This is a genomic window from Lysinibacillus sp. BPa_S21 (assembly GCF_023337795.1).
Classification (GTDB): domain Bacteria; phylum Bacillota; class Bacilli; order Bacillales_A; family Planococcaceae; genus Lysinibacillus.
In genome coordinates this window covers 58,555-76,374 of record NZ_JALIRS010000007.1, presented here as the reverse complement: position 1 = coordinate 76,374, position 17,820 = coordinate 58,555, and the positions used below count along the sequence as shown (strand labels likewise).

At 37.7% G+C, this 17,820-nt stretch carries 15 protein-coding genes and 1 riboswitch; all 15 genes read left to right on the top strand.

The genetic code is table 11. The features are described 5' to 3' along the window. The first annotated feature begins 252 nt into the window (after window positions 1-252). The gene (locus MOK21_RS14960; RefSeq protein ID WP_374110184.1) at window positions 253-1,482 is read left to right on the top strand and encodes a C40 family peptidase; all 1,230 of its coding nucleotides are present in this window, start codon (window positions 253-255) and stop codon (window positions 1,480-1,482) included. Between the two features lie 483 nt (window positions 1,483-1,965). After that, window positions 1,966-2,514: a hypothetical protein gene (locus tag MOK21_RS14955; protein WP_249074795.1), complete on the top strand. Its 549-nt coding sequence runs from the start codon at window positions 1,966-1,968 to the stop codon at window positions 2,512-2,514. 226 nt (window positions 2,515-2,740) lie between these two features. After that, window positions 2,741-2,948, top strand: a riboswitch (cobalamin riboswitch). A gap of 198 nt (window positions 2,949-3,146) precedes the next feature. Next, window positions 3,147-3,689 carry a hypothetical protein gene (locus MOK21_RS14950; RefSeq protein ID WP_249074794.1) on the top strand — a complete coding sequence of 181 codons (543 nt, stop codon included), beginning with the start codon at window positions 3,147-3,149 and terminating at the stop codon, window positions 3,687-3,689. Between the two features lies 1 nt (window position 3,690). Then, the gene (locus MOK21_RS14945) at window positions 3,691-4,650 is read left to right on the top strand and encodes an ABC transporter substrate-binding protein (RefSeq protein WP_249074793.1); all 960 of its coding nucleotides are present in this window, start codon (window positions 3,691-3,693) and stop codon (window positions 4,648-4,650) included. A gap of 322 nt (window positions 4,651-4,972) precedes the next feature. Then, the gene (locus MOK21_RS14940) at window positions 4,973-5,740 is read left to right on the top strand and encodes a tyrosine-protein phosphatase (RefSeq protein ID WP_249074792.1); all 768 of its coding nucleotides are present in this window, start codon (window positions 4,973-4,975) and stop codon (window positions 5,738-5,740) included. A gap of 368 nt (window positions 5,741-6,108) precedes the next feature. Further along, window positions 6,109-7,467, top strand: coding sequence for an MATE family efflux transporter (locus MOK21_RS14935; RefSeq protein ID WP_249074950.1), 1,359 nt, complete (start codon window positions 6,109-6,111; stop codon window positions 7,465-7,467). Further along, on the top strand, window positions 7,467-8,303 hold the full coding sequence (locus MOK21_RS14930) for a putative RNA methyltransferase (protein WP_249074791.1): 837 nt from the start codon (window positions 7,467-7,469) through the stop codon (window positions 8,301-8,303). The genes MOK21_RS14935 and MOK21_RS14930 overlap by 1 nt, the downstream gene beginning before the upstream one ends. 79 nt (window positions 8,304-8,382) lie before the next feature. Then, window positions 8,383-8,991 (top strand): lysophospholipid acyltransferase family protein, encoded by a 609-nt coding sequence (locus MOK21_RS14925; protein WP_249074790.1) that lies wholly within the window; start codon window positions 8,383-8,385, stop codon window positions 8,989-8,991. A gap of 154 nt (window positions 8,992-9,145) precedes the next feature. Continuing rightward, window positions 9,146-9,610, top strand: a complete 465-nt coding sequence (locus MOK21_RS14920) for a low molecular weight protein-tyrosine-phosphatase (protein ID WP_249074789.1) — start codon at window positions 9,146-9,148, stop codon at window positions 9,608-9,610. A gap of 476 nt (window positions 9,611-10,086) precedes the next feature. Continuing rightward, entirely contained in the window at window positions 10,087-10,806 is a 720-nt protein-coding gene (locus MOK21_RS14915; protein ID WP_249074788.1) for a YebC/PmpR family DNA-binding transcriptional regulator, read from the top strand. 366 nt (window positions 10,807-11,172) lie between these two features. Beyond that, window positions 11,173-12,915, top strand: a complete 1,743-nt coding sequence (locus MOK21_RS14910; protein WP_249074787.1) for a methyl-accepting chemotaxis protein — start codon at window positions 11,173-11,175, stop codon at window positions 12,913-12,915. An 86-nt stretch (window positions 12,916-13,001) separates the two neighbouring features. Then, a complete protein-coding gene (locus tag MOK21_RS14905) occupies window positions 13,002-13,577 on the top strand; it encodes a YdcF family protein (protein ID WP_249074786.1) in 576 nt (191 codons plus the stop codon). 74 nt (window positions 13,578-13,651) lie between these two features. Continuing rightward, complete coding sequence (locus MOK21_RS14900) at window positions 13,652-15,349, top strand: M3 family oligoendopeptidase (protein WP_249074785.1); 1,698 nt, start codon at window positions 13,652-13,654, stop codon at window positions 15,347-15,349. Between the two features lie 234 nt (window positions 15,350-15,583). Next, window positions 15,584-16,672: an AI-2E family transporter gene (locus MOK21_RS14895; protein ID WP_249074784.1), complete on the top strand. Its 1,089-nt coding sequence runs from the start codon at window positions 15,584-15,586 to the stop codon at window positions 16,670-16,672. An 11-nt stretch (window positions 16,673-16,683) separates the two neighbouring features. After that, complete coding sequence (locus MOK21_RS14890) at window positions 16,684-17,307, top strand: NUDIX hydrolase (RefSeq protein ID WP_249074783.1); 624 nt, start codon at window positions 16,684-16,686, stop codon at window positions 17,305-17,307. Window positions 17,308-17,820 lie beyond the last annotated feature (513 nt).

Below are 17,820 nucleotides of genomic sequence, written 5' to 3'. Positions count from 1 at the left end.
GAAGATAGTGGGTCTAATGGTAAAGCAGTTAAAAACGTTGTCGTGTAGAATAAAACGTAATTTTGTAGAATATATTAGAATTTACATGAATATTACAAGAATGTTTCGAGTTTTACTATACGATTAAAAAGGCGTGAAATAGTATAAAAGTTATGCTGATAGTGCTAAACTTTAAAAGGCTAATAAAATATAAGATAAATAAAAGAAATCGTTCCAATGATTACATTAAAATTCTAAGAACGAAATTGACTAGTGAAGGGAAAGAATAACGTGGGTAAGCGCAATAAATGGCGTAAGTCGATGGTGCTAGCATTAGCACTAGCTGGCGGCTTATTATTTAATACAGTTCAACCAACAGTAGTGCACGCAGAAGAAACATCTCAACAAATGATTGATAAGAAGGCTAAAATAGATAAAGAAGTTAAAAAGCTACAAGAAGAATTAACTAAACTAGAAAAAGAAATCGATGAAAAAGTAAAAGTATTTAACAAAGTACAGGCGGATATTAAAGAAGTTGATGCAAATATTGTAGATACTAAAAAACGTATTGAGCAACGTTCAGCGATTTTAAGTGATCGTATGGCTGCATACCAAGCTCAAGATACTACTGTAGGTGTTTATTTAAACGCTGTTCTTGAATCAAAAAGCTTTGCAGATTTAATGGACCGTGTCGTAGCGGTAAAAACATTAATGGATGCTGACCAAGAATTAGTTGATCAACAAGAAGCAGACAAGGCTGACTTAGAGAAACAAAAAACAACATTAAATGAAAAACAAAAAGAGCTTCAAAAGCAATTCCAAGAGCTTCAACAAAAGGAAAGCGAAATGGAAGTGAAAAAAGCTGAAAACGAAGCGAAATCTCTTGCATTAAAGGCACAAATTGCAACGAAACAAGAAGAAGAACGTTTAGAAGCAGAACGTAAAGCAGCAGAGGAAGAAGCAGCTCGTTTACGTGCACTTCAAGCAGCCACTCCAGTTGTACAAGCAACAAACAACAACGGTAACAACAATGCAAATAACAACGTGAACAATAATAGAAATACTAGCAACGCTAACAATAGTAGCAATAGTGGCAAAGAGAACAATGAAAAATCACCACAAGTAACTATTGGTTCTGGATCAGGCACTGCATCTTCAGGTGATGCTATTTCAACTGCGAAGCAATTCCTAGGTCGTAGCTATGTTTGGGGCGGAAGTAACCCATCGACAGGATTTGACTGTTCAGGTCTTGTACAATGGTCTTATAAACAAGCAGGCGTATCTTTACCACGTACAGCATCACAACAATATTTAGCAACACAACGTATTTCAGCAAGTGAGGCACGTGTAGGTGACCTAGTATTCTTCAGCTATGGTTCAGGTATCGCGCATGTAGGTATTTACTTAGGCAACAACACGATGATCGATGCTCAAAATAGAGGTGTTGTTATCGAATCACTTGATTGGTGGAAGCAATATTTAGTAGGCTTCGGTCGTATTTAATTTTTCAGCAAAAGAGATTTACTGAGCCCTACTATTATATAGACGATTTAAAACACGAAAAGGTTATCTTTGTAAGTCATTTACAAAGATAACCTTTTTTTATTATTTGGAGTGTAGCCCGTAAAAGCTAACTGATAAATCACGCAAGGATAGGGCTATCCGATAAATTAGGCTCGACTACTCGACGAATAATGAGTAAAATAACATCTAGGATGAATAAATTTACATAAGTTGATATATTTACTACTATAGACATGGTTATTAAAAGGATTATGTGTTTTTCCCGTAACCGGAAATGATTTCTTGCATCTTGAACCTCATTTCTGATAATTTTGAAATATACAGTTATGAAGCTATCCTAAAAAATTAAATTATTTGAGACTTTAGTTTTGTAGCACTAAAGTAACAAATGATAGAAATTAAGATAACACTTGCAAGTTCACCATTTTTTACGTTCTGAAACAATAAAGGTAGGGATGAATCATGGAAAAAGAGATTTTGCAACTTTTTAGTAATTTAACAGAGCATGACCGAGATATTCAATATAAATCATACGAAGAATTAATGAAAATTATGCAGGAACCAGTTGACTGGACATATTCAGTTTGGGAACAACTTGTTCAGGCTCTTACATCTAAAAATGGACATGTCCGTGCAAGTGCTGCACAATTTTTATGCGCATTAGCAGCAAAAAGTGACCCTGAAGAAAGAGTGTTAGAAGATTTCTTAAAGATTTGGGCAATAACTTATGATGAAGAAACAGGAACGGCGAGGCATACTTTGCAGGCGATTTGGAGAATAGGTTTAGCAGGGCAGGTACAAAGAGATTTAGTCGTTTCATATTTGGCGAAAAGATTTCAAATATGCCTTGATGAAAAGCACCCGACATTGATACGTTATGATATTATTGTATCTTTTAAAAAGCTATTCGATGCAACGAATGACCCAAAATTACTAGAGATTGCCCGACGTTTAATAGAAGAAGAGGAAGATGCAAAAAGCAAAATGAAGTATAAGAATGCCATCCGTTAAACGTTTGGAATGGCTATTTTTTGTACAGATTCTTTCGTTAAAAATTAAGCAATTCATTATATGTATCAAAACAAATACCAGCACGAGTATGGGAAATGTCTCTGAAGGCAATCAAAAATATTTGTGTGCATAAAGATACCTACATGATTTTATTCATCGTATTTGTTTATTCTAATTCCACAGCTATTTTTTCCTATCAATCTATGTTAAACTGCATAACAAGTGAATAATTCTTGCAGAATAAGGGTGCTGAACTATAGCATAATCGGGAATTCGGTGAAAATCCGGAGCTGTTTCCGCAACTGTAAGTACAGAAATCATAAAAATATGCCACTGTTGAACTATTTAATGGGAAGGCTTTTTATGACTCACGACGTGATTATAATGTAGTGAACTGTACAAGCCAGGAGACCGACCTTTGTTTGAACGTATAGATAACTCTTCGGAAGCTAGGAGAATATGCGGCAAATACATAGGCTTTGATGTGTCTACGCGACACTATTTTATGTTATTTTCGTTGTTTCCTTAGGAGTGGAAACAACGTTTTTTTATGTGCACTTATTAATGCATCTGATGAGATTCACGGATGTTATAAGTAAGAGTTTTTCACGAAGGAAAGCGGGGACTTAGATTTGAAAAAAGATGCACGTTATTCTTGTTATCCATTTATGCGTGAACAGGCATCCACAGTAGATTTTGAAATTCGAACGGATAGCCTTACTACACATATTGGTGTCGCTTTGGCGGCGGTGAAAAAGGAAAATGTAAAAGTAGTATCAGATGATTTACTTACCATTTTGCCAATGGCTTACCATGTAAATGGCTCTGTCCGAGGTAAATTAGCAGTAACCGCAGATGATTTGACTTGGCTAAGTAATCGCTATGATTTCTATGTTAGTCATGTTAAGGATGAAATACAAAACTTTGTATTACCTCAAGGAACAGAGGCTGCTACTGCATTACATTTATGCCGCAGTGAAGCGAAAAAATCATATCGTGTTTTGCACAAAGTATCTGAAGAACGAGAAGTACCAGCTATTCTCTTTGATTACTTAGGATTACTGGCCAATGTCTTTTTTGTAATGGCTGTCTATATGAATCAGCATGCTGGTATTGCTGAAATACCGTTTATTAGTAAGTCATACCCGATGAAAAAGAAAAAGGAGAATCAATGAAATGAAGAAAATGTTAAAGCTGCAATGGCTTTCAGTATTGATGCTGGCACTTGTATTAGTTGGCTGTGGTACGAAAGAGGATACTAATAAAAAGACCGTTTCTAAAGAAGATCAACAAGTCGAGAAAACAAGTTATAAAGTTAAGGATGACCGTGGCGTAGAAGTAGAGTTTGCTGCAGTACCTAAAACTATTGTTTCGTTGCAACCGAGTAATACAGAAATTTTATTTGCTCTAGGCGTTGGCGATAAAATCGTTGGTGCAACAGAATTTGATACGTATCCAGAAGAAGCTCAAAAAATTGAGCGTGTTTCTGATTCCGTAAAATTCAATAGTGAGCGTATTTTAACGTTAAAGCCAGATGTAGTTATTGCCTATACAACTGGAAATGAAGAAACGTTAACGGCATTAAAAGGTCTCGAGGATGCAGGTATTAAAGTGTTTGCCATTCAATCAGCTACTTCATTTGATGATGTTTACGGTGATATCCAACAAATCGCAACGGTGATGGGAATCGAAAATAAAGGCGACAAATTAAATGAAGATATTAAAGCTAAAATTGCGGAAGTCCAAGCGAAAGTTAAAGATGTGAAAACGCCAAAAAATATTTACCTAGAAATTAGTCCGAAGCCAGACATATATACGGCTGGTTCTGGTACATTCCAACAAGAGATTTTAAATGCTGCGAATGTTAAAAACGTTTTTGATAACCTCCAAAGCTGGGCAAAGGTATCTGAGGAAGATGTTATTGCGAAAAACCCAGATGTTATATTAACAACAGTAAACTATGCGAAAGACCCAGCTGCAGAAATTCTTTCTCGTGATGGATGGAATACAATCACGGCTATTCAAAATAAAGCAGTTTACTATATAGATACTGATGTTTCCAACCGTCCAGGTCCACGTATTGGTGAAGCTGTTGAGTTAATAGCAAAAGCTGTATACCCTGAGTTATTTAAATAATTGATATTGAAAAATAGTATTTTGGAGCTGTCCTTTATCGAGGGCAGCTTTTTTTGCTGGATAATTTTCTGGTAGTGAGTGATTTACTATGAAGATTCTTTGGCCCTACCCTGCTTTGAAGGAAAAGTGATCGGGTGGAGTGGGAAACTGCTCCGCTTTGCAGGAAAAGTGATCAGGTGAAGCGTAGAAAAGTGATCACGGTCACCCCCTCCTCATCGCTCGAATTAGTGTATGACATTCCCTAGTGCGAAAATTGGTATTATATCGAATTGTTCTATAAAATAGAACTAAGTATGCTTGCTAATAGGAAGAGGTGCGGTGAGTGAAACAGTTTGATATGAAGATTATTCCGTTTGAGGCAGTTTATAATTTTCGTGATATGGGTGGTTATAAGTCGAGGGATGGGCGCGTAGTTAAGAATGGTTTGATTTATCGCTCAGCAGCACTTGGTAAAATGACGAAAGCGGATAAGGAGCTATTTGAAACACTAGGTGTGAAAACAATTTTTGATTATCGAGACAATCATGAGGCTCAAAATAATCCAAATCCGGTATTCACACAAGCTGAGTATATTCAAATTCCAGCGAAGGGAAATCATGCTTTTGAGATGCCTACAAACACTGGTGGAAAGGATTTTTATAAAGTTGTAAGCACAGAGATGTTCCGAGAATTTTATGCACAAATGCCTTTTAACAATGACTCATTTAAAAGGTTAATGGCAACGATTCAACATCCTGAAAACTTAGGCCTTGTTCATCATTGTGCGGTCGGGAAGGATCGAACAGGTATTGGTAGTGCACTTATTTTACTTGCTTTAGATGTACCTGAGGAAACGATAATGGAGGACTATTTAGATACAAACGTACATTTAAGTCCCTTAGTAGAACGAATGGCTCAGACCATTCAGCAAGATTATAACGATCGAGAATTACAGCAATTTTACGCATTGATGTCTGCCCGTGAGGACTATTTACAAGCGGCATTTGATGCAATGGACAACCGATATGGCTCTAAGATCGCTTTTTTAGAGCAAGAGTTTGACTTAACGATAGAAAAACGTAAGCAATTACAGGACTATTGCTTAAAATGATAAGAAGCCCTTTCACATAAAATTGTGAGAGGGATTTTTTTGCCGTATTATAGTAGCCTAAAGATCTATAGTAAGATACTATATATTTTTGTCATGTGTTAATCTGTACCGAAAGCGCAGCGTCAGGAACAAAACGTTCACCTTATAAGGACAAGTCCAATTCTGAGCTGCAGCGTTTAGAACGGGGCCGACGTGGCGGAAAGAAGTCAGAGCGACGAATGAACGGGTCGAAGCAGCTGATTGAAAAGGCAGGGTGACGGAAAGAGGTCCGTCAAAATTGGCAGCTTGCCGACTGACTGCCCGCAAAATCTTTATGAAGCGTATAGGAGAAGTGAAAAGTATTGGGAGATGCATTAAGAGAAAGTGATATAAAAGAAACAAATAAGTTAAGTTTATTCCATTTAACATGGCCTATATTTTTAGAAGTATTTTTATTTATGTTAATGGGACTAGCCGATACTTTTATGCTCAGTGCTTTATCAGATAATGCTGTATCAGGGGTTGGTGCGGCCAATCAATATATTCATATTGCAATTTTAATACTTGAGGTAGTGGGTAATGGTGCTTCCATTGTTGTATCTCAATATTTAGGTTCAAGGCGCTTTTTTGAGGCTGCGAAGATTTCCGCTTTAGCAGTAACGATGAATTTGGTCGTTGGATTACTGATGAGTATCTTATTTTTCTTCTTTTCAAGTCATTTAATGTCCATGATGAACTTGCAGGGAGAAGTGCTTAAATACGCTCAAAGCTATTTAATAATTATAGGAAGCTTTATTTTTTTACAGGCGATTATAAATGCGCTAGCCGCGATTATCCGTGTACATGGATGGACAAAGCAAACGATGTATGTATCACTAGGGATGAATGTGCTACACGTTATCTTAAATTACGGTTTAATCTTTGGTAACTTAGGAATGCCGGAGTTAGGTGTAAAAGGTGCGGCTATTTCCTCGGTTGTCAGTAGGGGATTAGCAGTTGTTGTGTTTTTCTGGCTGTTGTATCAAGTCATGGAAGTAAGAGTGAAGCTAGAATATTACTTCGAGTTTTCAAAGGAATATGTTCGAAAAATATTAAATATAGGTTTACCGTCAGCATTTGAGCAGGTACTTTATCAGTTCTGTCAGATTGTCTTCCTTTATTATGCAACCTATTTAGGCGCAGAAACACTGGCAGCAAGACAATATGCCATGAATATTTCGATGTTTACGTATTTATTTGCGATTGCAATCGGGACAGGCACAGCTATAATTATTGGGCGAAATGTTGGTGCTGGTAAGAAAGATCAAGCGTACCGTCAGCTTTGGATAAGTGTCCGTGCAGCTTTTGCCTTTACGATAACTATGGTTGCGGTTGTGACAATATTTCGTAAGCAACTTATGCACGTTTTTACTGATAATCCAGAGGTCATAGCTATCGGGGCATCTGTCCTAGCGTTAAGTATTTTACTTGAAACAGGGCGCACGATGAATATTGTCGTTATAAACTCGTTGCGTGCCTCAGGGGATGCAAGATTCCCAGTGAAAATTGGTTTCTTATCAATGGTATGTATGAGCCTCCCACTCGGGTACTTGTTTGTCTTCGTGTTGGATTGGGGGTTAGTAGGTATTTGGCTGGCGATTTCGGCAGATGAATGGATGCGGGCCATTATCGTATACTTTAGATGGAAAAGTCGTAAGTGGGAGCGTTTTGCACTTGTTTCACCTACAGAACAGAAGGAGGTAAATTAATGGGGGCACTTTCTAAAAGAGCTGCAGGGGCAGCCTTAATGACTAAAAATATGAAGATTTTTGCTTGTCCAATTTGTCAGGAGTCAATGGATGTTTTTGAGCAAGGTAGATTAGTTTGTTCCTCAAATCATTCTTTTGATATTGCCAAGCAGGGCTATGTCAATATGCTGACACATGGTGCTGTTTCGAAGTACAGTAAAGATCTCTTTGAATCTCGAAAAGCAGTTATCGATAGTGGTATCTATGATGTAGTAGAAGATAAAATCGGCGAGCTAATGGCTAATGCAGAAACCGTTCTAGATACAGGGTGTGGCGAGGGTTCGCATTTAGCCCGTATTATGGAGCATAAACAAGATAACTGTATTGGCATTGGTATTGATATAGCGAAGGAAGGCATACTTGCTGCAGCCCGACATTATCCAGAGCAAATTTGGTGTGTTGGTGATTTAGCGAAAAGCCCATTTGCCAAATCAAGCTTTGATGCTATATTAAATATTTTATCGCCTGCCAATTACGAAGAATTTAAACGTCTATTAACTCAGAATGGTTGTGTTATTAAGGTTGTACCTCAAAGCGGGTATCTACAGGAGCTTCGAGCGCAATTATATGCAGATTCTACTAAGGAGTCGTATTCGAATGAACAAATAGTTGCTCGCTTTAAAGAAAGCTTTGCTGAGGTTAGTGTGGAACGCATAACTTATACGGTACCGTTAGCTACAGAGCTTGTACCAGCATTGCTTGAAATGACACCGATGGGCTGGCATAAAAAAGAGGAAACCGATATCCAGTTAGAAGAAATTACGATTGATGTTGATATATTAGTGGGAAAGGTTTAATTATTTTACATGCAATTGCGATATACTGGTCTTTTCGATTACAATGAGAATAACTATTGAATAAGGTAGGAATGAAACAGTGTATAAATTTATAGCAAATGTTGTCAAAGTGATTTTGAAATTAACGGGTTCAAAAGCGCGTGTATATGAAGAGCAAAACTTACCGAAGGAAGGTGGGTTTATTATTGCATGTACACACACGGGCTATGTCGATATTTTAAATCTTGGTGTTGCAGTATATCCTCGAGAAATTCACTTTATGGCTAAAAAGCAATTGTTTGATATAAAAGGTCTTGGCTGGCTAATAGAGCGATTAAATGCTTTTCCGGTTGACCGTGAAAATCCGGGACCGAGCGTTATTAAGATTCCTTCGCAGTTATTGAAAGAAGGGAAAGTTGTTGGGATATTCCCTTCTGGTACGCGAAATGCGGAAGGTTCAGATTTAAAGCAAGGTGCAATTACGATAGCACAGTTAGCCAAAGTGCAAATTGTCCCGGCTGCTTACGTGGGTGCACGTAATGCTGGGGATGTCTTTAAACGTGGAAAAGGTTATTTAATTTATGGTGAGCCATTTTATGTAACGGGTAAAGGTAAAGAAGGGCGCGAGGAATTTACACATCGCCTTGAGCATGAGTTAGTAGCATTAACCGAAGATTTAGAGAAGCGAGTTGCAGCGGCAAAGAAATAAAGTGAAACATCATGCGTAGGACAACTCCTAGTGAGGAACACAAACAAAAGCTTTCACATCCTTTGAAGTAAGATTCTGTCAGTAGTATGTGAGACAACTAAGAAGCACTTAGAATCAAGTTGATTTTGAGTGCTTTGTTGTAGGAGGATATAAAATGATTCGAGTACTTTTTGTATGTTTGGGGAATATATGTCGATCACCAATGGCTGAAGCGGTCATGCGTGATTTAGTAGAAAGAGAGCATTTAAGTCATAAAGTCGAAGTAGATTCGGCAGCTACAAGCTCTTGGCATATTGGCGAACCTCCACACAGGGGAACACAAGATAAGCTAAAAGAGTATGGCATCTCAACAAAAGGGATGCAGGGCCGACAATTACAAAAGGCGGACTTTGAAAAATTTGATTACATTATTGGAATGGATGAAAGCAACATACGTAATATCCGAACGATGCTTGGCAATCCCAATTCTCCAAAGATTTTCCGCTTTTTAGATTTAACTGACCATAGAAAAGACGTACCTGATCCGTACTATACAGGAGATTTTCAGGAGACCTATGATCTAGTTTTAGAAGGGTGTCGGGCATTGTTAGAAAAAATCAAAGTAGAAAAACAATTGTAAAGTGGCTCAACTGAAACAATTTTTTTGATGATCGCCATAACGTGTGGATGACATTTAGAACTGATGCTATGCAAATAAGTTGATTGGAGTGGAGGCTAGGCGACTCCTTGGGGATCAGCGGCTCATCGGACGCCCCCAGGAAGCTTTGCTCTGCGCGAAAGCGAAGCGTCAGCGGCAAATGTTTTCTGCGCGAAAGCGAAGCGTCAGCGGCAATGTTTTATCTGTGCGAAAGCGAAGCGACAGCAACAAAGCGCCCAGCCGGAACGGAAATCAACCCCACATTATGGTGATGATCTGATTTTTTACTTTATTCTTCAAAAACCGACCTTAAACATTGGTATATCTAGCTTTGCAAGCATCATTTGTGTTATTATTTGCAGAGTAAAGATACGATACGTATTTCATTACCATTAACAGATGTGCAGCTGCGCATCTATGATTTTTATAAACTTCAACATTGAAAGAGAGTGGAAACTATGGGTCGTAAGTGGAACAATATTAAAGAAAAGAAAGCGTCTAAGGACCAAAGCACAAGCCGTATCAATGCAAAATTTGGCCGTGAAATTTATGTGGCAGCTAAATCAGGCGAGCCAGATCCAGAATCAAACCGTGCACTTAAAGTTGTTCTTGAGCGAGCAAAAACATACAGTGTTCCTAAACATATTATTGAAAAAGCAATTGATAAAGCGAAAGGCGGCGGCGATGAAAACTTCGACGAATTACGTTACGAAGGTTTTGGACCAGCCGGCACTATGCTAATTGTTGATGCCTTAACAAACAATGTGAATCGTACTGCTTCTGATGTACGTGCAGCGTTTGGTAAAAACAATGGGAATATGGGTGTCAGTGGATCTGTTGCCTACATGTTCGATTCAACAGCAGTTATCGGTTTAGAAGGTAAGTCAGCAGATGAGGTTCTTGAAATCTTAATGGAAGCAGATATTGATGCTCGTGATATTTTAGAAGAAGATGAGGCTGTCATTATTTATGCAGAGCCAGACCAATTCTTTGCTGCACAAGAAGCACTTAAAGCTGCTGGTATTCAAGAATTTACAGTAGCAGAGCTTTCAATGCTTCCACAAACAGAAGTAGCATTAACTGGTGACGACATTGCGAAATTTGAAAAACTAATTGATGCACTAGAAGATTTAGAGGATGTCCAAAACGTTTATCATAACGCAGATTTAGGCGAATAATATAAACATATGAAACCAGTAGCAAATTAAGCTACTGGTTTTTAACTTCTTGCAAAGCAGATTACGGACGCACTTATGCCGAGACATAAGTGCTTTGCGATAAAAATCAAAAAACTATTTTTCTATAAGGTATATCCTTGTAGAAAGATAGTTTTTTCTTCATGATTGAAATGTGTATAATAGCCTATTTCTAACGCCTTCAAAAAATTGCTAAGTGGAATGGAAATTAGGAAATAAAGTATATTTGGGTAAAAAGTCGAATAATTCATACATAAATTACGATTTACCCATTGTGAAAAATTTCAAATCATTACATAATATAGATTAATAGTCATGCGAACGAAGAGAAAAAAGGGGGGCTAAAGCATGAAGTTTACACGTTCGATACAGGGGAAATTAATTATTATTTCATTAGCGCTTTTAATTGTGCCTAGCTTAGTCATAGGTTTAGTCAGTTATGAAAAAGCAAAAAAAGGTATGGAGGATATTGGCAAACAAGTTATTAAAAATAGTGTTGAATCTTCTTTGCAATTAATTGAGCTTACGAATGAGAGTGTTAAGAGGGGCGACATTTCTTTAGAAGTCGCACAGGAGCGAGTGCGGGAGGCGTTTCTAGGACCAAAGGATAGTGAAGGAAAGAGGCCGATTAATTATCCTGGAGACTTGGGGGAGTATGGATACATATATGTTTTAGATGATAAAGGAACATTAACTACCCATCCGACTCGGGAAGGGGACAGCCTATGGAACGATCAAGATAGTAGTGGCAATTATTTTATTCGAGAAGTGACTGAAAAGGCACTTGCTGGTGGAGGGTATACACAATATGAGTTTGAGCTACCGGGTCAAGATGTATTAGCTGATAAAATAATTTATTCTGCAAAGGATCCTAATTGGGGATGGATCGTTGTGTCAGGTACATATATGCAAGACTTTAATAAAGAAGCTAATTCACTATTACTCGTTATTGGTATTACATTATTAGGTGCCATTATTATAGGTGCTGTAGTTGTCATCATGGTTTCAAGACACTTAGCTTTACCTGTTAAAAAGTTATCAAAACGTGTGCGGGAGGTAGCAAAGGGGAATTTAACTGTGGAAATTGAACATCTACAACGCACAGATGAGATCGGTCAATTAAATGAAGGCTTTAATGAAATGGTTGATCAACTGAAAACATTAATTACAGATGTAGAGGAAGCTATTGTAGAAATTCAGTCGACGTCGTCAAATTTAACATCTGTGGCAGAGGAAACTAACGCTTATGGAGATACAATTGTAAAAGCGATAAATGAGGTCTCAGATGGTGCAGTAAAGCAAGCTTCAGATGCTGAGGATACGAATAAAACAACCATCGATTTCGCCCAGCAGATTGAAGGATTGCATAACAAAAATGAAGTAATGCTTGATGCATCTCGACATATGAAGCGAACAAATCAAGAGGGGCTTATAAATTTAAATGGCTTAAAAGAGAAATCACACGAGTCTTCAGAATTGATTAATAATGTGCATGCTGTATTTAATAGCTTAATTGTGAAAGTAAGGGAAATTGAGGGTATTGTCGGTACCATTACCGAAATTTCTGATCAGACGAATCTACTTGCATTGAATGCATCTATAGAGGCAGCTAGAGCTGGTGAGCATGGCAAGGGCTTTGCGGTTGTTGCAGAGGAGGTACGTAAGCTAGCAGATCAAACATCTGTAGCAACTGAGCTAGTGCATACAACCTTAAAGGGGATTGAAAGCGAAACGAATTTAGTGAACGATGAAATGAAGAAAACAAACGTTATTGTTCGTGAGCAAAATGATTCGGTTGCCGTAACAGAGGCATCATTTAAGGAAATAGAATTGTCCGTAGAGAAAATTATTTCAGTCATTGGGGAAATGACTGAGGGAGTAGAACACTTGAATAGCTCAAAGGATTATATTATGCGATCTATCGAAAGTATTGCGATGATTAGTGAGAAAAATGCTGCTGCATCAGAGGAGGTAACGGCATCTGTTGATGAACAACAACGTGCCATTCAGCTTGTTAGTGAATCTTCTAGTGATTTAACAGATGAAATAACGGCGTTACAGGAATCTATTAAGCGCTTTGTATTAAGATAATCAATCAGGATGTTTGTACAGTAATTCTAGTACAAGCATCCTTTTTCTTTACCTTACGTTAATAATTGGTAAAGGGGAGGTGAATCATGAAGAAATGGGTAACGAGGTTAGGGATTATACTACTTGCTATGGGCATTGTTGTTTATATTTGGCTCGGTGAGGAGATTAGACAAGGTGTCCAGCCAGCTGCAGATGGAACAGCTGCATACATGATTGTCCTGGGGGCAAAGGTAAAGCCGGGTGGAATTCCATCGCTTTCTTTGCAAAATAGATTAGAGGAGGCTGTAAAGTATTTAAAAAAGTATCCTCATGTAAAAGTAATTGTATCAGGTGGAAAAGGGGAAGACGAGGATCGTACTGAGGCTTCTGTAATGCTTAAATACCTACAGGACAATGGCATTGAGACTGATAGAATAGTAGTAGAAGACCAATCTACTTCGACTTATGAGAACTTATTATTTTCTAAAGAACTTTTACCTAAGGAAATGAAGAAAATTACGATTCTCTCTAATGATTTTCATTTAAAGCGTGCAAAATTTTTAGCTGAATCTTTAGGTTTTGAAGTAGATGTCGTTGCGGCAAAAACGCCAAAATCGGTGGAATTGAAGTTAACGCTACGGGAAAAGGCAGCATTATTAAAAACATATATATTTGGCTATTAATTTATTTCTTAATAATATAGATTTGGCATATAATAGAAACATAACGGGGTATATGACAGAAAGAGGGGATTTCTATGAAAACGTTTAAAGACTATGCGTACAGCCGTCCGAATATCGAGGCAATGAAGGAGCAACAATTATCTTTAATTGACCAATTTAAAAATGCACAAACGATGGACGAGCAAAGTGAAATAATTGAGAAATTAAACGAATTGAGTAATGACTATGCTACGATGGCGAACTTAGTGTACATTCGTGCTTCTATCGATACTAATGATGAGTTTTATCATGCAGAACGCGATTATTTTGACGAGGTTGGGCCAGAGTTGGAAGAGGTAACAACAGAATATTATAAAGCACTCATCGCTTCACCATTCCGTGAGCAGTTAGAAGAAAAATGGGGTCAGCAATTATTTGATTTAGCGACGTATCAAATTAAGGGCTTTTCACCTGTAGTCATTGATCTAATGCAAAAGGAGAACAAGCTTGTTTCAGAATATAATAAACTAGTTGCCTCAGCGCAAATTGACTTTAATGGTGAAACATTAACGCTTGCTCAGCTTGGCCCATATGCAGAGTCTACTGATCGTGAAATGCGTAAGGCAGCAACGGATGCACGTTTTGGCTTTTTTGCCGAGCATGAAGGGGAATTTGATCGACTATATGATGAACTTGTGAAGGTGCGTCATGAAATTGCCGTTAAATTAGGTTATAAAAACTATGTTGAGCTTGGTTATATTCGTATGAATCGCATTGATTATAATGCAGATATGGTAAAGAAATTCCGTGACCAAGTTCGTGATTTAATCGTACCGATTGCAACAAAATTATATGAACGTCAGGCAAAGCGTATTGGTATTTCTGATTTTAAGTTCTATGATGAAGCATTCAACTTTGTAACAGGAAATGCTACACCAAAAGGCGATCCGGAATGGATTGTTGCAAACGGTAAAAAAATGTATGAAGAGTTATCACCAGAGACTGGTGAATTCTTCAACTTTATGATTGACCATGAATTAATGGACTTAGTGGCAAAGAAAGGAAAAGAGAGTGGCGGTTATTGTACGTTTATCGAAAACTATCATTCACCATTCATCTTCTCGAACTTTAATGGTACTTCCGGCGATATCGACGTGTTAACACATGAAGCAGGGCATGCTTTCCAAGTCTATTCAAGTCGGAACATTGGAATCCCGGAATATTTATGGCCAACATATGAATCTTGTGAAATTCATTCGATGAGTATGGAATTTTTCACATGGCCATGGATGGAGCTATTCTTTAAGGAAGATACAGAAAAATATAAATTCACACATTTAAGTAGTGGTTTATTATTCCTTCCTTACGGTGTTGCAGTGGATGAGTTCCAGCATGTAATCTATGAAAATCCGAATATGACACCAGCAGAGCGTAAAGCTGCGTGGAAAAAAATTGAGGAGACATATTTACCACACCGTGACTATGATCATAACAGCTATTTAGAAGCTGGCGGTATATGGCAACGTCAAGCTCATATTTATTCAAGTCCGTTCTATTATATCGATTACACATTAGCGCAAATTTGTGCATTCCAATTCTGGAAACGTTCGCGTGAAGAATTTGAAGCTGCCTGGAAGGACTATATTCATTTATGTGGTTTAGGAGGTTCAATGTCCTTTACGAAGCTTGTAAAAGAAGCAGGCTTAATTTCGCCATTTGAGGACGGTTGTGTTGAATCGGTTATTGGTGATATTGAAGATTACTTAAATTCAATAGAAGATACAAAATTATAAACTATTACATTTTATTACATTAGCGAAATTTGCGACACTCCTGTGGAAGGCAAGCTGTGTGAGCCTCTTCAGATGCTTTAGCATTTGAGGGCTCAAGGGATTGCCTGTTGGAGGGTTGCGAATTTTTTTAGTTTCAAAAACTCTTTTATTTTGTCGATAGCTAATAGGATACTTGCGAAATGGTGAATATATAAGTAGTATTTTCAGTAACTGTGATAAAAGGAAGTGAAGAAAGTGACGAGGAAAGTTTGGTTTCAAGTAGGGGTAGGGATTTTACTTGCACTACTAGTTATTAAATATTTTATAGAGATTCATTGGATCTTTTCGCCGCTAGTGATTATTTTAAAGGCTATTTTTGTACCTTTATTGCTTGGCGGTGTGTTGTATTATGTTACGGAGCCGATTCAAAGGTTTTTAGAGAAGCGTAAATTTCCGAGATGGGCAAGTATATTAACGATCGTCATTGGACTAATAGCGCTTGTTGGTGGCTTTGGTTGGATTGTTGGTAATCCGATTGCCGTGCAGGTAAATAATTTAGTGAAAAATGTACCACAGATTAGTGCTGGTATTCAAGATGCAGCTGATTATGTGTTTAAAATGTTTAAAAACAAGGATAACTTCCCACCACAGTTAAAAGATTTTATCGACAATATGGCAAATTCTACGCAGCATATTGCCGTTGTGGCAAGTAAGGGGCTAGTTTCGTTTTTACAATCAGTTGTATCAGTATCTTTATTAGCTATTTTAATTCCATTTTTCTTTATTTTTATGTTGAAGGATCATGAAAAATTTGCACCATCGATTTATAAATATTTCAGTGGTGAACGTCGAGAATGGGTGAAAAAGACGTTAAGTGAGATTGACGATGTTTTACGTAGCTATATTCAAGGACAGCTGCAAATTAGTTTTTTACTAGCGCTCATTATGTATGTCGGGTATTTAATTATAGGTCTAGAATATTCGTTGCTACTCGTTATATTTGCTTTCTTTATGAATATGATTCCGTTTATTGGACCTTGGATCGCCTTTACACCAGCACTAATCGTGGCTGTTGTTCAGGATCCGGTGTTAGTCATATGGGTGTCAGTAGTCACACTCGTGGCACAGCAAATTGATAGTAACTTTATAACGCCTAATGTAATGGGGAAAAGTCTAGATATACATCCGTTAACAGTTATTACAGTTATTTTAGCAGCAGGTAATATTGCAGGCTTTATCGGTATTATCATTGCTGTACCATTTTATGCAGTATTGAAAGTGATCGCATCCAATATTTATGATGAACGTAATGTCATTAAGAAAAAGGCTACGAAGTCAGTTTAGGAGTCGAAAAAATGGAACAAGAAATTGTGAAAGTTTTTAATGAACAGCATGAACAGATTGGGACAGCAACGAGAGCAGAGGTACATCAAAAAGGACTATGGCATGAAACATTCCACTGTTGGCTTGTCAATGAGGACTATATTTATTTCCAAATCCGTAGTGCTCAAAAAAAGGACTACCCTGGCTTGCTCGATATTACAGCAGCGGGGCATCTATTAGCCATAGAGACAGTAGAATCGGGAATTCGTGAAGTGAAGGAAGAATTAGGACTCGATGTCGATGTACACGATGTTGTTAAAATGGGCATGACATCTTGTAGTATTGTTTCAGAAAACATGATTGACAATGAATTTTGTCATGTTTTTATTTATCCATTCAAACACGATTGGGAATCATTTGAATTGCAGTATGAGGAAGTGTCAGGGGTAGTTCGTGCAAAGCTTGACGAAGCAGAGGCATTCTTTTTAGGAGAAACAGCTACTTTGAATATTGAAGGCTATGAATATTTCCCTGATGGTCAACGGGTGAAAATTGTACGCCCGGTAAGTACAGCGCAATTCGTCCCTTACCGTGAACTATACGTTGCACATGTTATACAGTTTGCAAAAGATAAAATCTTTAATAAAACGTTATGAATTGTGGAGGGTGACTGAAAAGCACGCCATAAGAATTCAAAGATAAAATCCGCTTCGCTTTCTGTGGACAAGGTATGAGCCATATCGGTGTGCTCTTGCTTTTTCCACAGGGAGTTTTAAGCGGATTATTTTATTTACTTTATAGGGAAAATGATTAGGCTCTGATTTCTTGTCTCATCATTAATTTTGTTAAAGAGTATGTCATGTATATAAGTTGTGTCCTACCTCGGTGCCGCTGCCTCTACGCTTTCGCGCAAAAACATCTGTTGGCCGGACGCCTCAGGGAAGCGTCCAGTTGGAACGGAAATCAACTCTGCGTTATAGTGCTGTAATTTTCTAATTTGGGTCTCTCATCGTAATTTAGGGATGACATTTTGTTAAAACATATGCTACGCAAATAAGTTGATTGGAGTGGAGATTGGGCCACTCCTCGGGGATTAGCGATAGAGGAACGAAGGCTAAAAACATCACATCCTGTGATAACGCCTGCTACGTTATATTGATGTGATTTTC

Bases quoted from the DNA above. Each gene is read 5' to 3' on its own strand.
- MOK21_RS14955 (WP_249074795.1), top strand. From the start codon at position 1,966: ATGGAAAAAGAGATTTTGCAACTTTTTAGTAATTTAACAGAGCATGAC.
- MOK21_RS14945 (WP_249074793.1), top strand. From the start codon at position 3,691: ATGAAGAAAATGTTAAAGCTGCAATGGCTTTCAGTATTGATGCTGGCA.
- MOK21_RS14930 (WP_249074791.1), top strand. From the start codon at position 7,467: ATGGGGGCACTTTCTAAAAGAGCTGCAGGGGCAGCCTTAATGACTAAA.
- MOK21_RS14920 (WP_249074789.1), top strand. From the start codon at position 9,146: ATGATTCGAGTACTTTTTGTATGTTTGGGGAATATATGTCGATCACCA.
- MOK21_RS14915 (WP_249074788.1), top strand. From the start codon at position 10,087: ATGGGTCGTAAGTGGAACAATATTAAAGAAAAGAAAGCGTCTAAGGAC.
- MOK21_RS14910 (WP_249074787.1), top strand. From the start codon at position 11,173: ATGAAGTTTACACGTTCGATACAGGGGAAATTAATTATTATTTCATTA.
- MOK21_RS14905 (WP_249074786.1), top strand. From the start codon at position 13,002: ATGAAGAAATGGGTAACGAGGTTAGGGATTATACTACTTGCTATGGGC.
- MOK21_RS14900 (WP_249074785.1), top strand. From the start codon at position 13,652: ATGAAAACGTTTAAAGACTATGCGTACAGCCGTCCGAATATCGAGGCA.
- MOK21_RS14890 (WP_249074783.1), top strand. From the start codon at position 16,684: ATGGAACAAGAAATTGTGAAAGTTTTTAATGAACAGCATGAACAGATT.